Below are 14,071 nucleotides of genomic sequence, written 5' to 3' on the forward strand. Positions count from 1 at the left end.
GCTGAAACGATGTCACCCGTGGCGTAAAGGTCTTACTGGGCGTGGCTGGCCAGGAACGTCAGTGTGCGGCCGTGTGCCAGTGCCGAGGCGTGCTGGTTGTAGCTTGCCCGTGCCCAGCAGTTGAAGCCGTGTTCCGCACCGTCGTAGAGGTGGACTTCGATATCGTCGTTGCCGGCGAAGGCCTGACGGGTCTGCTCGACGTGCTCGAGCGGAATGTGGTCGTCCTCGGCGCCGAAGTGGAACTGTGCCGGCACCTTGAGTTCATCGGCGCGCGGCAGATATTCGGTGATACCACCGGCGTAGTAGCAGATCGCCGCGTCGACGCCGGCGTCCAGACCGCAGAGGTAGGAGAGCACGCCACCCATGCAATAGCCCACGGACGCTACCGGGCCATCGCAGACGGGGCTTGCCCGTAGTGCCTTGGTCGCCGCACGCAGATCGCTGATCGCCGTGGGGTAGTCCAGCGCCTGCTTGTGAGCCACGGCTTCTTTCCAGTCGTCACCGTCGTAGCCAAGCTCCACGCCGGGCTCATCGCGCCAGAACATGTCGGGCACGATGACGCTATAGCCATCCATCGCATACTGTTCGGCGACACCACGCATGTGTCCATTGACGCCGAAAATCTCTTGGATCAGCACGATGCCGGGGCCTTTGCCCTTGTGCGGCAGCGCCTGATACGCCTTGAACGTCTTGCCGTCTTCGGCGGTGATCTCGATCCATTCGGTCTTGATGTGGGTCTGGGAATCGCTATGAGACATGATTTCTCCTTGTGGGCGGTCAACGGAACTTTGAGATGTGGAAATGAAGCCCGAGACAGGAGTTTAGCAGGCAATGTAAAAGACGAGGGCGATGCCTTTCATCGATACAGCGTCAGGCGGCTTTGCTGGCGGCTGACGAAGGCTGGGTCCCTGGGGCGGCAGTCATGAGCCCGGCCCTCGAGAGCCTTCAGCGACATGTCGAGAGCCGTCAGCGGCGTGTCGAGAGCCTTCAGCGGCGTGTCGAGAGCCGTCAGCCGAGATCATGAACGTCACCATGAGATCGGCGGTCTCCTCCGGGCGTTCCACCGGAAAGGCATGGCCCGCGCTCTCTATCAGCGCCGTGCGGCCGGCCTCGGGTAGACGTTCGGCAATGGCCTGACGTGCCGCTGCCGGCACCAGCGCGTCACTGTCGCCGAAAAGATGCAACTGCGGGATCTTCAGCGCCTCCAGCACTTCGCGAAGATCCAGCGCCGACAACACGCCCAGCCCGGCCAGCGCCTGGTCCAGCGGCGTCGTGGCCAGGGCTTCCATCAGTTGACGACCCAACCGATGTGTATCCCGACCACCTTGGGCGCTCAACTCGGCAAATCGTCGGAACGTCCGGGTAGGCGATGCTCGCAAGGCGCGCTGGAACTCTCCCACGGATTCCGCCGTCATCGCTTCCGGCCAGCCCGAGCGGGTGACGACACTGGCGTTGGCCCCCAGCGTGATCAAGCCTCGCGCGCGCCGGCCACGCCATTGGGCCAGCGAGGTGGCCAGCATGCCGCCGAGAGACCAGCCGGCCAGCCAGGCGTCTTGAGGTAATTGATGATCCAGCGCCGCGACCCAACTTTCCGGCCGGTGGCTGGTCAGGGCGGGATAGCGCACACACTCGACGTGATAGTCCGGTAACCGCTGGCGCAAGGCGTCTGCCAGCGGTTCCAGCGGTGCGGGCCCGAGAGCCCAGCCGGGTAACAGCAGCAGTCTTTGGGGGCTCATGCCAATATTCTCCTGGCGGACGATAGCCGACGCGCGGTCTTGAACAGCGCTCTCAACAGCCGGTCGATCTCTTCATGAGTATGGGCCTGCGAGAGCGTGAAGCGCAGTCTCGATGTCGCGGCGGGGGCGCTGGGCGGGCATATGGCGCTACATCAGAGCCTGGCGCCTTCGAGCGCGGCGGAAAGTGTGAGCGCCGCGGCTTCCTTGCCGCCCTTCCGACTCTTCAGCCGACCGGCCTGTCTCGCGCGCCAACTCGGCCCGATCGCCAGCACGGTATCCAGCGAATCGGCGGATACTGTGCTCATGCCCGCGCCGTCGCGTCCGAGACCATGGCATCGATCCGAGCCCGGGTCACGCGCTGCTGGAGGGCGGCTTCGTGGGCGTCGTCGTCGACGTCTTCACGGGTCTCGGGGTGAAGGCCGAGACGCTCGAAAAGTCGTCGATCGTGCGTTGCCTGCGGGTTCTGCGCGGTCAACAGTCTCTCGCCGTAAAAGATCGAATTGGCCCCGGCAAAAAACGCCAGCGCCTGGGTTTCGTCGCTCATCAGCTCGCGCCCGGCGGCCAGACGCACGTGAGAATGTGGCATCAGAATTCGAGCGACGGCGATGGTGCGGATGAATTCGATCGGGTCGAGATCCTCGACGTGTTCGAGCGGCGTGCCCTGGATTCGGATCAGCATGTTGATCGGCACGCTCTCGGGATGCACTGGCAGATTGGCGAGCTGCTGCAGCAAACCGGCGCGATCGTTAACGCTTTCGCCCATGCCGAGAATGCCGCCGCTGCAGATCTTCATGCCGGACTGACGCACGTGGTCGAGGGTTTCCAGGCGGTCGGCGTAGGTGCGCGTGGTGATGATCTCGCCGTAGTACTCCGGCGAGGTATCCAGGTTGTGGTTGTAGTAATCGAGCCCGGCCTCTCCCAGCTGTTCGGCCTGGTCACGACTCAGCATGCCCAGCGTCATGCAGGTTTCGAGCCCCAAGGCACGCACGCCGCGGACCATCTCCAGCACCAGCGGCATGTCTTTCGCGCTCGGGTGTTTCCATGCCGCGCCCATGCAGAAACGGCTGGCACCGACGGCCTTGGCCTTGCGCGCTTCTTCGAGCACGGTTTCGAGCTGCAACAGCTTCTCGCGCTGAAGGCCGGTGTTGTAGTGGCCGGACTGCGGACAGTACTTGCAGTCCTCCGGACAGGCGCCGGTCTTGATCGAGAGCAGCGTGGAGATCTGCACCGCATTGGGATCGAAATGCTGGCGATGAACGCCTTGCGCTTCGAATAGCAGCTCGTTGAACGGACGTTCCAGCAGCGTCTGGATCTCGTCTCGCTGCCAGTCGTGACGCGGCGAAGCGCTAAAGGTTCGAGAAGGTCTCATATCGTTAGTCAACTTTGATTTTAATGTTGGTTGACTGGATGTTGTCACGAGGGCATGTGAACTTCAAATAAGCTTTACGTTGACAGGCCCATCGTGACCGAGACGACATCGAGATAATGGAACGGCTTGAGATCGTCCCGGGCTCGTTCCGGGCTCGGAATAGGCGCTGGCAGTCGATGGCATTTGTAAAACGAGATGATGCGGAGGCATTGTTCACGGCCCTAATCGTCTAAGCTTGGGGACTTTCGCGCCAATCCTGGCCGGACATGAGGAGCCGCATGGACGCTTACAGCCCGACCTGGATCGCCGCTCAACTGGGTGGGTTCGTCGCTCTCGGCTTCATCATCGCGGCATTTGCCAGTCGTCAGGACGACCGGCTGCTGCTTTATCTGATATTCGCCAATGTGGCCTTCGCGGTGCATTTCCTGCTGTTCGGCGAGGCGGTCGCGGCCGGCATGTCGGGCCTGGTGGTCGTCCGGATCTGGCTGGCGCGGCGCTTTCCGCGGCGCCAGGGGATCATGTGGCTGGTGCTGGCGGCAACGGCGGCGGTCGCCATCGCGACCTGGCAGTCCTGGTACGATATTTTCCCACTGCTTGCCGCCGTGTTCGGCACGCTGGCGATGTTTCTGTTGCGGGGCTTGCCGATGCGGGCGCTACTGGCGGGTGTCGCGCTAAGCTGGCTCGCCAACGCGCTGATCATCGGTTCGATCGGCGGCGCCATTGCCGAACTCATCGCGCTCGGCACCAATCTGATCACCATGTGGCGTATTTACCGCGCGAAGCGCCAGCTTCAGACTAGCTGACGGCGATTCTCGAATCATCTGCCTCGATGATTCTCCCTGCCGACACAAGGTAATGTATCCATGTCCACTGTTGCCCGCCGCCGTTGGGTCGGCGTATTCGCTCTGATTGTCGTAGTGCTATTGCTGGTCTTTCTCGCCGGGCCCTGGGCGCTCACGAAGTGGGCGGAAAATCGTTTCACCGACTCGCTGGGGACGCCCGTCAAGATCGAGCGGGTGACTTTCAACCCGTTCACGGCCACTGCTCGATTCTCGACGCTGCGGGTCGGCGACGGCGAGATGCCCATGATCGAGATAGCCTCCGGTGAGGTCGCGGTCGAATGGACAACGTTGTGGCAATCCGGCATTCATATCTCGGAGGTACACCTCGACTCGCCAAACCTGCATCTGATATCGCCGCAATCCGGGCCGCTCAATCTGGCCACACTGGGCGCGGACTCGTCCTCGGGCGACGCTTCGTCCGATGACGGTTCATCGCTAACTATCGAGCGTATCGACGCGAGCGACGGCCAGATCGACTGGCAGGATCGGGAGACTGGCGAGGACGCTTCCATCGCTGCAACTGGCGTGAGCCTGACGCTGCACGATTATCAGCGCGATGGCGACTCGCCGATGCAGGGGCAAGCCTCTGGCACGGTCGGCGGTGGGAAGATCGATCTCGAGGGGCGTTTCGGGGTGATGCCGTTGACCGGCGATCTCGCGATCACGACGCAGCAGGTAGCGGCCTCCGCCATTGCCCCCTGGTTGACCGCGGGGATGCCGGCGCGAATTGATCAAGGTCGGGTCGATCTCGACGGTCAGCTTCGCTTCGGTACCGCGGCGAACGCCTTGATCGCCTATCAAGGGAAGGTGTCACTCGACGATCTGGCAACGGTCGACTCACAGGATCAGCCGTTGCTTTCTCTGGATCGTGGCGTGTTCGAGGGCGTCGATTTTGCCCTCGACGACCACCTGGAGATCGATTCTTCGGTGCTCACCGCGCCCAGATTGACGGCCCTGATCGATGACGCCGGGCAGTTCAATCTCACGACCGCCTTTGCCTCTCAAGAGGAGGGCAATGATTCGAAAGACGCCAACCGAAACGGGGCCTCTCAAAACCGCAACGACGACGCCGGCATGGCGCTCGCTTTGAAGCGTTTCGAGGTCAAGCAAGGAACGTTCGATTTCGAGGATCGGCACATGTCGCCAACCGTTGCGCTCGACGTCGATGGGCTGAACGGTCAGCTTTCCCAGTTGGATATGCGTAGCGATCAAGCCGCGCACTATCGCTTCGATGGCATGGAGAGCGAAGGCACACCGGTGATGGTCGAGGGGAATATCAATCTCGGCGAGCCGCTCGACGCGCGCATGCGGCTGACGACCAAACAACTCGAGCTGTCCCAGTTCGCGCCCTATATCCGGCGCTTCGGCGGCTACCGCATCGACCATGGCACCGCCGATCTCGAGCTCAACTATCATTTGCAAGGCAGCCGCCTGACCGCGCAGAACCACATCATTCTCAAGCATTTGAACCTGGGCCAGGAGATTGACCAGGACGCGACGTCGCTGCCGTTGAAAAACCTGATCGGGCTGCTCCAGGCCAAGTCAGGGGTGATCAATCTGGATATTCCCATCGAGACGACCGTCGATGGGAACACCCAGGTGGATATGAGCGAGGTGGTGTGGCAGGCGGTCACGGAGTCATTAGGCAATATCCTGACATCGCCGGTCGACTCCCTCCAGGCCCTGATGGGCGGTGACGATTGAGCGGATAGCCCACGAGCGGCGGTTTGGGTATTGGCCGGCAAGGTTAGGCCGCAATTTGCGGGCGGCTTTATTATTGATTGTCAGGTGGTGGCGCCGTCCTGATCGCCCTGCCGGACAGAGTTGCCGAAACCATCTTTCTGCTCGGCCCACTTCAGCAGGGCGTCCAGCGCTGGACAGAGTGTCTGTCCCCACGGCGTAAGGCGGTATTCCACTTTCGGTGGCACAAGGGGATAGACTTTTCGGGCCACGAGTCCATCCGCTTCCAGTTGCCGTAGCTGCTGAGCCAGCATTTTCTGAGAGATACCCGAAATCAGTTTTTCAAAGTCCGAGTAGCGCTGCACTTTGCCATCGAAGAGGTGGAAAAGAATAATCAGCTTCCAGCGCCCTTCCAGCATTTTCAGTGCATCTTCCACGTCGCTCGCGGCAGTATCGGGCGTATAAATCTTTCTCATTGGTAAGCCACTTACCTTTTAGTGCGTTCTTGATAATACGTAAGCCCGGGCAGAAGATTCTCGCAAATTAACCCCTGCGAGAGAGATAACCTCATGAGTCTGTCACTGCCACACGCGATTGCCACTTATTTCAGTATCAGCAACGGCGGAGATGACGCCCGCCTCGACGATTGTTTTACGCAGGATGCCTGTGTGAATGACGAGGAAGAGACTCACCAGGGGGCAGAGGCCATTCATGTCTGGTTACGTGCAGCTCGCGACAGGTTTGCGTATCGAGTGGAACCGGTCAGCATCTCCCGACAGGGCGACACCATAATCGTTAACGCGACCGTTACCGGCACTTTTCCCGGCAGTCCGGTTCGACTCGACCACACTTTCCAGCTCGTCGATGCGAAAATCCGGTCATTGGAGATTCACTAATGGGCATGGATCTAAATTTGGATGGGCGTCGTGTACTCATTACCGGCGGTAGTAAAGGCGTCGGTGAGGCGGTCGTCGCACTGTTTCGCCACGAAGGTGCGAACGTGCTAGTAGCAGCACGCATTTGCCCTGTCGCTCTGCCCAATGAACTGTTCGTTGCCGCCGATCTGACGACAGCCGAGGGATGCACCGCGGTGGTTGACGCGGTCGACGAGCGCTTGGGCGGTGTGGATATCATTATCCATGTGCTGGGTGGCTCGTCGGCGCCCGGTGGAGGCTTCGCGGCCCTTGGAGAAGCGGAGTGGCGGAAGGAGCTCGATCTCAATCTGTTCCCTGCCGTGCGGTTGGATCGCGCCTTGCTACCGGGGATGCTGGCTCAGGGTGAGGGTGTCGTCATTCACGTGACGTCCATTCAGCGTGAGCTACCTCTGCCCGAGTCGACCACGGCTTACGCGGCGGCCAAGGCTGCGCTGTCCACTTATAGCAAGAGCTTATCAAAAGAAGTGTCACCCCAAGGCGTGCGTGTGGTCAGGGTAGCGCCGGGCTGGATAGAGACAGCAGCTTCCGTCGACCTGGCCGAGCGGCTTGCCCACCAGGCAGGCACGGATTATGAAGGAGGCAAGCGGATCATCATGGAAGCGCTAGGTGGCATTCCGATCGGTCGCCCCTCTAAGCCGGTTGAAGTGGCCAACTTGATCGCGTTTTTGTCTTCACCGCTGGCGGCGACCATCACGGGAACGGAATACGTGATCGATGGTGGTACCGTGCCCGTCGTTTGAGACGGCAGTTGATAACGTGCGGGCGCGGCGCCATGCCGAACTGCTGGTAAGCCAGGCGCAGGAAGGTATTTTGAACGATGTGCGACCGACATGCCGATGGGCTGAGCATTATGCACGATCGCTGGTGACGAGGCGTAAGCTTGCCTCAGCCCGGCCGACGCCGATCCTCGGTGACCCGCCGGCCCCTGATGCAGTCGGCTTCATGCGGTTCATCAATCCACGGCTCGGCGACGCCCTGTTCAACCCATTCGGTCACCGCGGGGTGGGTGAGCAGGCGCTCGGCGTAGGCCATGGCATCGGGGCCGAGTTCGATGCCGTAGCCGCGGATACGCACCGCCACCGGGGCGAACATGGCATCCACGGCGGTGAACGCCTCGCCGGCGAGCCAGGGCCCACCGAAAGCCTCCAATCCTTCCTGCCACAACGCTTCGAGCCGGGTCAGATCCTTTTCGAGCGCTTCACTCGGCGTGTCCAGGTCTATGGTCAACGAGCAGTTCATCGAGCACTCGTCGCGTATCGCGGCAAAGCCCGAGTGCATCTCGGCGCTGGCGCAGCGCGCCCAGGCGCGGGCGGCACGATTACCGGGCCACGCGGCCGGGTGATCCTCGGCAACATATTCCACAATCGCTAGTGAGTCCCACACCACCTGATCGCCATCGTGCAGGCAGGGCACCTTGGCCGTAGGCGAAAAACGCGTGAACGCCTGCTGCTTGCCGGCGCCTTCGAATGGCGTCAGCACCTCCTCGAACGGGATCTCCAGCGCGCGCAGCAGTACCCAGGGTCGCATCGACCAGGAAGAGTAGTTCTTGTTGGCGATGAAAAGTCGATAGGCCATGGTTGCCTCCGCGTCAGGAAAAATCCGAGTATGCGATGTCGGGGCGACTCCGCAAAGTTTCGCTCGACGGAAAGAACAGCGGCTGATCGTTCGATGGAATAAGGACAGCGCCGATCGGACTTTTTGATTCTGTCACCCCGCCCCAACACTCAGCGGTTAACCGACTAGGCTTTAGCCAATCGATTTCGTTCAACTACGTTCAATTGCCGGTTTATCGGTTACCGGATGTGCCGAGAGGTCATGGATGGCTCCCAACTCGCTGACCGACACCAATAGCCCCCTGAGTGCCGATCAGGCCAGGCGCGTGCAGCAGGCGCTGGCGGATCTGGATGCCTCCCAGTGTCAGTGGCTGAGCGGTTATCTGTCCGGGCTCAACGCCCAGGCCGCCGGATCGCCGCAGATCGGGGATGCGCCGGCGCCAGCGGCATCTGCCGCGTTGACCGTGCTCTACGGCAGTCAGACCGGCAATGCCGAAGGGGTGGCCGAGCTGGCCGCCGAGCGTGCCCGCGCCCAGGGCTTCGACGTCACGCTGGCGAGCATGGCCGATGCCGGCAAGAAGACGTTAAAGGCGGTCGAGCGATTGCTGGTCGTCGTCAGTACCCAGGGCGACGGCGATCCGCCCGACCCGGCGCTCGAATTCCACGAGCTGATGATGGGGCGCAAGGCGCCGAAACTCGCGGGGCTGCGCTTCGCCGTGCTGGGCCTGGGCGACGCCAGCTACGAACACTTCTGCCAGACCGGCAAGGAGTTCGCCGCCCGGCTGGCCGAGCTCGGCGGCGAAGCGATCCACGAGCGGACGGACTGCGACGTGGACTATGAAGAGACGGCCGAGGCCTGGATCGACGAGGTGCTCGAGTCGTTGTCCGGCGACCTCGCCACGCCGCCACCGGCTCAGGTCGCCGAAACCGACGCGTCGCATGGCGGTCAGCCGCGTTACTCCAAGAAGCATCCGTTCCTGGCCGAGGTGCTGACCAGCCAGCCGCTCAACGGGCGCGATTCGGACAAGCAGACCCTGCATCTCGAGCTGTCGCTGGAAGATTCCGGGCTCGACTATCTGCCGGGCGATGCCGTCGGCGTCGTGCCGCAGAACGACCCTGGCCACGTCGATGAGCTGATCGAGATGCTCAAGTTCGATGCCGAATCGCCGCTGGAGGAGGGGCGCGTGCTGCGCGACGCGCTGCTGACAGATTTCGAGGTGACCACGCTGACGCGGCCGTTTTTGAAACAGTGGGCGGAGTGGTCTCGAGCGCCGGAGCTCCAGCGTCTGCTGGGTGAAGAAGCCCGGGACGAGCTGCGCGACTGGCTGCAGGGACGCCATATCGTCGACGTGGTCGAGCAGTTCCCGGTCGAGGGGATCGATGCCGCTCAGTTTTCGGCGGCGCTGCGCAAGCTGCCGCCACGGCTCTACTCGATCGCCTCGAGCCAGTCCGCGGCGTCCGACGAAGTGCATCTCACCGTCGCCGTGGTGCGTTACGAAACCCACGGCCGGGCCCGCAACGGCGTGACCACGAGTTATCTGGCGGACCGCATCGAGCCCGGCGACCGAGTGCCGATCTACATCGACCGCAACAAGCAGTTCAAGCTGCCGGACGATGACGAGGCGCCGCTGATCATGATCGGTCCCGGCACCGGCGTTGCCCCGTTTCGCGCTTTCCTGCAGGAGCGCGAGGAGCGAGGCGCTGGCGGCGACAACTGGCTGTTCTTCGGCGATCGACGCTTCCGTAGCGATTTCCTGTATCAGACGGAGTGGCTCAAGTGGCGTCAGCGGGGCTTGCTCACGCGACTCGACGTCGCGTTCTCCCGCGATCAGGCTGACAAGGTCTACGTTCAGGACCGGCTGCGCGAACAGGCCGAAACGCTTTACGCCTGGCTGGAAGCGGGGGCGTATGTCTATGTCTGTGGCGATGCCGAATTCATGGCGCCGGACGTGCATCAGGCCTTGCGCGACGTGATCCGCGAACAGGGCGGGCACGGTGAAGCCGGCGCCGACGATTATCTGCGCCAGATGCAGCAGGAGAAGCGGTATCAGCGCGACATCTATTAGGAGCCGACATGGACATCATCGCCAAACTGCGTGACGTACCCCTGGATGAGCTGCATCCCAACGAGCGGCTCAAGGTGGAGAGCGACTATCTGCGGGGGGCGCTGGAAGCGGGTCTGGCCGACCGCGCGACCGGCGCCGTCGCCGAGGACGATACCCAGCTGACCAAGTTTCACGGCTTCTATCAGCAGGACGACCGCGACCTGCGCGACGAGCGCCGGCATCAGAAGCTCGAACCGCTCTACAGCTTCATGGTGCGCTTGCGCCTGCCCGGCGGTCTGGTCACGCCGGCCCAGTGGCAGACGCTCGACGACGTCTCCTCGCGTTACGCCAACGGCACGCTGCGCATCACCACACGGCAGACTTTCCAGTATCACGGCGTGCTCAAGGAGAACCTGCGACCGCACCTGCAGACGATCCACCAGGCGATGGTGGATACCATCGCTGCCTGCGGCGACGTCAATCGCAACGTGATCTGCACCGCCAACCCGCATCGCTCCGCTGTTCATCGCCAGGTCTACGAACTGAGTCATCAAATCAGCACCCGGTTGCTGCCCAGCACCCGCGCCTATCACGAGATCTTTCTGGGTGAGGAGCGTGTCGCCGGCGGCGCCGAGGAACGCACGGATGCGCCGGCGGAAAGTGATTCGCCGGCACTCGATCCCCAGGAGCCGCTTTACACGCGCCATTATCTGCCGCGCAAGTTCAAGGTGGCGCTGGCGATTCCGCCGGAGAACGATGTCGACCTGTTTGCCCACGACGTCGGTTTCATTGCCGATGTTCAGCAGGGGGAAAATGGCGAGCCCGGCGAGCTCCGCGGCTTCACCGTCTGCATCGGCGGCGGCATGGGCATGACCCACGGCGAACCGACGACCTTCCCGCGCCTTTCCGATCCTATCGGCTACTGCACGCCGGAAGCCGTGCCCGCCGTGGCGGAAGCGATCATGCTGGTGCAGCGCGACAACGGCAATCGTCGCGACCGCAAGCAGGCACGACTGAAATATACCGTCGAGGAGATGGGGCTCGACGCGTTCAAGGCCGAGGTCGAAGGGCACCTCGGCGAAGCGCTGGCACCGGCGCGCGATTATCACTTCGACAACAACGGCGATCGGCTGGGCTGGATTCAGGGCGACGACGGTCTTTGGCACTATGGGCTATTCGTCCAGAACGGACGCATCGCCGACTTTCCCGATGGCCCGCAGCTGCGCACCGGCCTGCGCGAGATCGCCGAGCAGCACGACGGCGACCTGGTGCTCACCACCAATCAGAACGTGATCATTACCCAGGTCGACGAGTCCCGGCGCGAGGCCATCGACGCGCTACTGGACCGTCATCGGCTGGTCGCGGTAACGTCTCCGTTACGGCGTAACGCCATGGCCTGCGTGGCATTCCCGACCTGCGGGCTGGCGATGGCGGAAAGCGAGCGCTATCTGCCGTCGCTGATCGACAAGCTCGACGCCGTGATGCGCGAGGCTGGGCTCGCCGACGACGCCATCATCGTGCGCATGACCGGCTGCCCCAACGGCTGCGCGCGGCCGTATCTGGCCGAGATCGGCTTCGTCGGCAAGGCGCCGGGGCATTACAACCTCTATCTCGGCGGCGGCTTCAGCGGCCAACGACTGAACAAGCTTCACCGCGAGAACATCGACGAAGCGACAATCCTCGAGACACTAACACCGTTGATCCAGCGCTACGCCGCCGAACGCGAAGCCGACGAACCCTTCGGCGACTTCGTCATTCGCATCGGCGTGATCAACGCGACCACGGCAGGGCGCGTATTTCACGAAGTCTGAGCGGGCCGCGATCGAGCGGGGAAACTACTCCCGGTGCGGCACCGGGCGCTTGGCCGGACCGCCATAGGGCCACAGCCAGCCCTTGGGCATCGGGCCCTTGTTGCGTCCGCCCTGACACTTTTGCTCCCAGGCGTGGGCGAGGATGCCCACCGAGCGCGACAGGCAGAACAGGCCGCGGGCCAGCGGGGCGGGAAAGCCCAGTTCGGCATAGATGACGGCGGTGGCACCGTCGATGTTGAGCGGAATCGGTTTGCCCTTCATGGCGACCAACTGACGTTCGACCTCACGGGCGATGGCGACGAAATTGCCATCCACCTCGCCACGAGCGGCGGCCTCCTCGACCAGCTGCAGGAGCCTCGGCGCGCGCGGATCGACAGGATGGAAGCGGTGACCGAAGCCGGGAATGATTTTGGTTCGCTCGCGCTGCCAGGTGGCGATACCTTCCTCGACGGCGGCTTCCAGTTTGCGTCCGCCGATCTGGTTTTCGAGTATCGACTGATACAGCTCGACGGCCTGCTCGCCGGCGCCGCCGTGAACGTCATCGAGCACGTTGACGGCGGAGGCCATGGCGTTGTTGAGACTGCTGCCGCAGGTGACCGCCATCCGCGCGATAGCTATGCTGGGGGCCTGCGGGCCGTGATCGACGGCGCTCATCAATGCCGCTTCCAGCAGTGCGGCCTGCGCTCGGCCAGGCAGTTCACCTCGGGTCATCAACCACACCATGTCGGTGAAACCGACGTTGCCGATCAACTCCTCGATCGGGTAGCCGCGATAGCGAATCTCGCCGGGGCGCATATCGATGATGTCGGTTTTCCACCACTGCTGGGCCTGGTATTCGGGCGTGTGAGCGTCGGTCATGGGATTCTCCGTTATTCGTCGTTAGCCGCTTGAGCGGGAAGGAGGGTGGCGTTGTCCTGACCCAGGCGCGGCGGGGGGGAAGCAACGCGCGGTGGCTGTTCATCGAAGCGATAACCGCCGCTGACCACTTCCAGCGGTCGGCCGATCGAGGTGTCGTCGAATCGCTCGATCAGACCGCGGTCGCGAACCTGGGGGTGGGCCAAGGCTTCCGCGACGCTGTAGACGGGCCCGGCTGGTACGCCGGCTTCGACCAAGCGTGGCCACCAGTACTCGGTCGTTTGCTGTTTCAGCACCACCTCGATGCAGTCGCTCAGCGCCTGGCGGTTATCCAGTCGTGCCTGGCGCTGGGCAAAGCGCGTATCCGTTAACCATTCGGGGCGTTCCAGCAAATGGCAGATCGCCTCGAACTGCTCCTGCTTGTTGGCGGCGATGTTGATCAGCCCGTCAGCGGTGGCGAACGTGCCGGAAGGGCTGGCCGTGACGTTGTCGTTGCCCATTGGCTGGGGTGGCTTGCCGGCGATCAGTAGGTTGGAAACGGCCCAGCCCATGGTGGCGAGCACGGATTCGAGCATCGAGATGTCGATGAAATGCGCCTTGCGGGGGCGCTCGGCCAGCGCTGCATTGATCGCCATTGCCGCCGTCAGCCCGCCAACGGTATCCGCCAGCGGATAGCCGACCCGGTAGGGCGCGTTCTCCGGCGTGCCGGTAATGCTCATCACGCCCGCCATGCCCTGGATGATCTGGTCGTAGGCCGGATAGTTGGCCAGAGGACCTTCCTGGCCGAAGCCAGAAATCGCGCAGTAGACCAGCTCGGGGTTGGTCTGACGCAGGGTTTCGTAGCCCAGGCCGAGACGTTGCATGACGCCGGGACGGAAATTCTCGACCACGACATCGGCGCTCGCCACCAGCTCGAGAAAGGCTTCGCGATCGTCAGCCTGCTTGAAATCCAGTGTCACCGAACGCTTGCCGGCATTCTGGGCGAGAAAAGAGACGCCCATCAGATCGCGGTTGAGCGCCGGGTCCGCGCCGAGCTGGCGGGCGAGATCGCCACCCTGGGGTCGCTCGACCTTGATCACCTCGGCACCGAGATGGGCCAGCTGATGACAGCAGAACGGGCCGGCCAGCACATTGGTCAGATCGAGTACCCGGTAACCGGTTAACGGCGATGACATCATTCCTCCTGATGAAACGAATTCTTTCAGAGAGAATATGGTTGCGAGGAGTTGGTTGCAATAGCGTTTT

The 14,071-nt window shown here is 62.7% G+C and carries 14 protein-coding genes; 6 read left to right on the forward strand and 8 right to left on the reverse strand.

Annotation, left to right across the window (positions count from 1 at the left end; genetic code table 11):
- Nucleotides 1-32 precede the first annotated feature (32 nt).
- From BTW08_RS02945 to bioB, 4 genes are all read right to left on the reverse strand, one after another.
- Nucleotides 33-758, reverse strand: a complete 726-nt coding sequence (locus BTW08_RS02945) for a dienelactone hydrolase family protein (RefSeq protein ID WP_075561028.1) — start codon at nt 756-758, stop codon at nt 33-35.
- Nucleotides 759-920: 162 nt separating this feature from the next.
- Nucleotides 921-1,736: an alpha/beta fold hydrolase gene (locus BTW08_RS02950; RefSeq protein WP_075561029.1), complete on the reverse strand. Its 816-nt coding sequence runs from the start codon at nt 1,734-1,736 to the stop codon at nt 921-923.
- 152 nt (nt 1,737-1,888) lie between these two features.
- Complete coding sequence (locus BTW08_RS19090; protein WP_168170628.1) at nt 1,889-2,041, reverse strand: hypothetical protein; 153 nt, start codon at nt 2,039-2,041, stop codon at nt 1,889-1,891.
- On the reverse strand, nt 2,038-3,105 hold the full coding sequence (gene bioB / locus BTW08_RS02955; RefSeq protein WP_075561030.1) for a biotin synthase BioB: 1,068 nt from the start codon (nt 3,103-3,105) through the stop codon (nt 2,038-2,040). Before bioB ends, BTW08_RS19090 begins: the two co-directional genes overlap by 4 nt.
- A 278-nt stretch (nt 3,106-3,383) precedes the next feature.
- Here bioB and BTW08_RS02960 point away from each other — a divergent pair, with 278 nt between their 5' ends.
- Both BTW08_RS02960 and BTW08_RS02965 read left to right on the forward strand, forming a co-directional pair.
- The gene (locus tag BTW08_RS02960) at nt 3,384-3,908 is read left to right on the forward strand and encodes a YgjV family protein (RefSeq protein WP_075561031.1); all 525 of its coding nucleotides are present in this window, start codon (nt 3,384-3,386) and stop codon (nt 3,906-3,908) included.
- Nucleotides 3,909-3,968: 60 nt separating this feature from the next.
- Nucleotides 3,969-5,651: a DUF748 domain-containing protein gene (locus tag BTW08_RS02965; RefSeq protein WP_075561032.1), complete on the forward strand. Its 1,683-nt coding sequence runs from the start codon at nt 3,969-3,971 to the stop codon at nt 5,649-5,651.
- An 80-nt stretch (nt 5,652-5,731) separates the two neighbouring features.
- Here the strand turns inward: BTW08_RS02965 and BTW08_RS02970 are convergent, their stop codons facing one another.
- Nucleotides 5,732-6,103, reverse strand: a complete 372-nt coding sequence (locus BTW08_RS02970; protein WP_075561033.1) for a helix-turn-helix domain-containing protein — start codon at nt 6,101-6,103, stop codon at nt 5,732-5,734.
- Nucleotides 6,104-6,196: 93 nt separating this feature from the next.
- Between BTW08_RS02970 and BTW08_RS02975 the strand changes: the two genes are divergently transcribed.
- Nucleotides 6,197-6,523: a nuclear transport factor 2 family protein gene (locus tag BTW08_RS02975; protein ID WP_075561034.1), complete on the forward strand. Its 327-nt coding sequence runs from the start codon at nt 6,197-6,199 to the stop codon at nt 6,521-6,523.
- Complete coding sequence (locus BTW08_RS02980) at nt 6,523-7,302, forward strand: SDR family oxidoreductase (protein ID WP_075561035.1); 780 nt, start codon at nt 6,523-6,525, stop codon at nt 7,300-7,302. The genes BTW08_RS02975 and BTW08_RS02980 overlap by 1 nt, the downstream gene beginning before the upstream one ends.
- Nucleotides 7,303-7,447: 145 nt before the next feature.
- Here the strand turns inward: BTW08_RS02980 and BTW08_RS02985 are convergent, their stop codons facing one another.
- Nucleotides 7,448-8,137 carry a glutathione S-transferase family protein gene (locus BTW08_RS02985; protein WP_075561036.1) on the reverse strand — a complete coding sequence of 230 codons (690 nt, stop codon included), beginning with the start codon at nt 8,135-8,137 and terminating at the stop codon, nt 7,448-7,450.
- Between the two features lie 244 nt (nt 8,138-8,381).
- Between BTW08_RS02985 and BTW08_RS02990 the strand changes: the two genes are divergently transcribed.
- On the forward strand, nt 8,382-10,181 hold the full coding sequence (locus BTW08_RS02990) for an assimilatory sulfite reductase (NADPH) flavoprotein subunit (RefSeq protein WP_075561037.1): 1,800 nt from the start codon (nt 8,382-8,384) through the stop codon (nt 10,179-10,181).
- 8 nt (nt 10,182-10,189) lie between these two features.
- Nucleotides 10,190-11,971 (forward strand): NADPH-dependent assimilatory sulfite reductase hemoprotein subunit, encoded by a 1,782-nt coding sequence (locus BTW08_RS02995; protein ID WP_075561038.1) that lies wholly within the window; start codon nt 10,190-10,192, stop codon nt 11,969-11,971.
- 24 nt (nt 11,972-11,995) lie between these two features.
- Here the strand turns inward: BTW08_RS02995 and BTW08_RS03000 are convergent, their stop codons facing one another.
- Together BTW08_RS03000 and BTW08_RS03005 are read right to left on the reverse strand one after the other, a co-directional pair.
- On the reverse strand, nt 11,996-12,829 hold the full coding sequence (locus BTW08_RS03000; protein WP_075561039.1) for a citryl-CoA lyase: 834 nt from the start codon (nt 12,827-12,829) through the stop codon (nt 11,996-11,998).
- Between the two features lie 11 nt (nt 12,830-12,840).
- Nucleotides 12,841-14,001, reverse strand: coding sequence for a CoA transferase (locus BTW08_RS03005; RefSeq protein WP_075561040.1), 1,161 nt, complete (start codon nt 13,999-14,001; stop codon nt 12,841-12,843).
- Nucleotides 14,002-14,071 lie beyond the last annotated feature (70 nt).

It is taken from the genome of Salinicola sp. MH3R3-1, from assembly GCF_001937155.1.
Lineage (GTDB): Bacteria > Pseudomonadota > Gammaproteobacteria > Pseudomonadales > Halomonadaceae > Salinicola > Salinicola halophyticus.

Bases quoted from the DNA above. Each gene is read 5' to 3' on its own strand.
- BTW08_RS02945 (WP_075561028.1), bottom strand. From the start codon at position 758: ATGTCTCATAGCGATTCCCAGACCCACATCAAGACCGAATGGATCGAG.
- BTW08_RS02950 (WP_075561029.1), bottom strand. From the start codon at position 1,736: ATGAGCCCCCAAAGACTGCTGCTGTTACCCGGCTGGGCTCTCGGGCCC.
- BTW08_RS19090 (WP_168170628.1), bottom strand. From the start codon at position 2,041: ATGAGCACAGTATCCGCCGATTCGCTGGATACCGTGCTGGCGATCGGG.
- bioB (WP_075561030.1), bottom strand. From the start codon at position 3,105: ATGAGACCTTCTCGAACCTTTAGCGCTTCGCCGCGTCACGACTGGCAG.
- BTW08_RS02960 (WP_075561031.1), top strand. From the start codon at position 3,384: ATGGACGCTTACAGCCCGACCTGGATCGCCGCTCAACTGGGTGGGTTC.
- BTW08_RS02965 (WP_075561032.1), top strand. From the start codon at position 3,969: ATGTCCACTGTTGCCCGCCGCCGTTGGGTCGGCGTATTCGCTCTGATT.
- BTW08_RS02970 (WP_075561033.1), bottom strand. From the start codon at position 6,103: ATGAGAAAGATTTATACGCCCGATACTGCCGCGAGCGACGTGGAAGAT.
- BTW08_RS02975 (WP_075561034.1), top strand. From the start codon at position 6,197: ATGAGTCTGTCACTGCCACACGCGATTGCCACTTATTTCAGTATCAGC.
- BTW08_RS02980 (WP_075561035.1), top strand. From the start codon at position 6,523: ATGGGCATGGATCTAAATTTGGATGGGCGTCGTGTACTCATTACCGGC.
- BTW08_RS02985 (WP_075561036.1), bottom strand. From the start codon at position 8,137: ATGGCCTATCGACTTTTCATCGCCAACAAGAACTACTCTTCCTGGTCG.
- BTW08_RS02990 (WP_075561037.1), top strand. From the start codon at position 8,382: ATGGCTCCCAACTCGCTGACCGACACCAATAGCCCCCTGAGTGCCGAT.
- BTW08_RS02995 (WP_075561038.1), top strand. From the start codon at position 10,190: ATGGACATCATCGCCAAACTGCGTGACGTACCCCTGGATGAGCTGCAT.
- BTW08_RS03000 (WP_075561039.1), bottom strand. From the start codon at position 12,829: ATGACCGACGCTCACACGCCCGAATACCAGGCCCAGCAGTGGTGGAAA.
- BTW08_RS03005 (WP_075561040.1), bottom strand. From the start codon at position 14,001: ATGTCATCGCCGTTAACCGGTTACCGGGTACTCGATCTGACCAATGTG.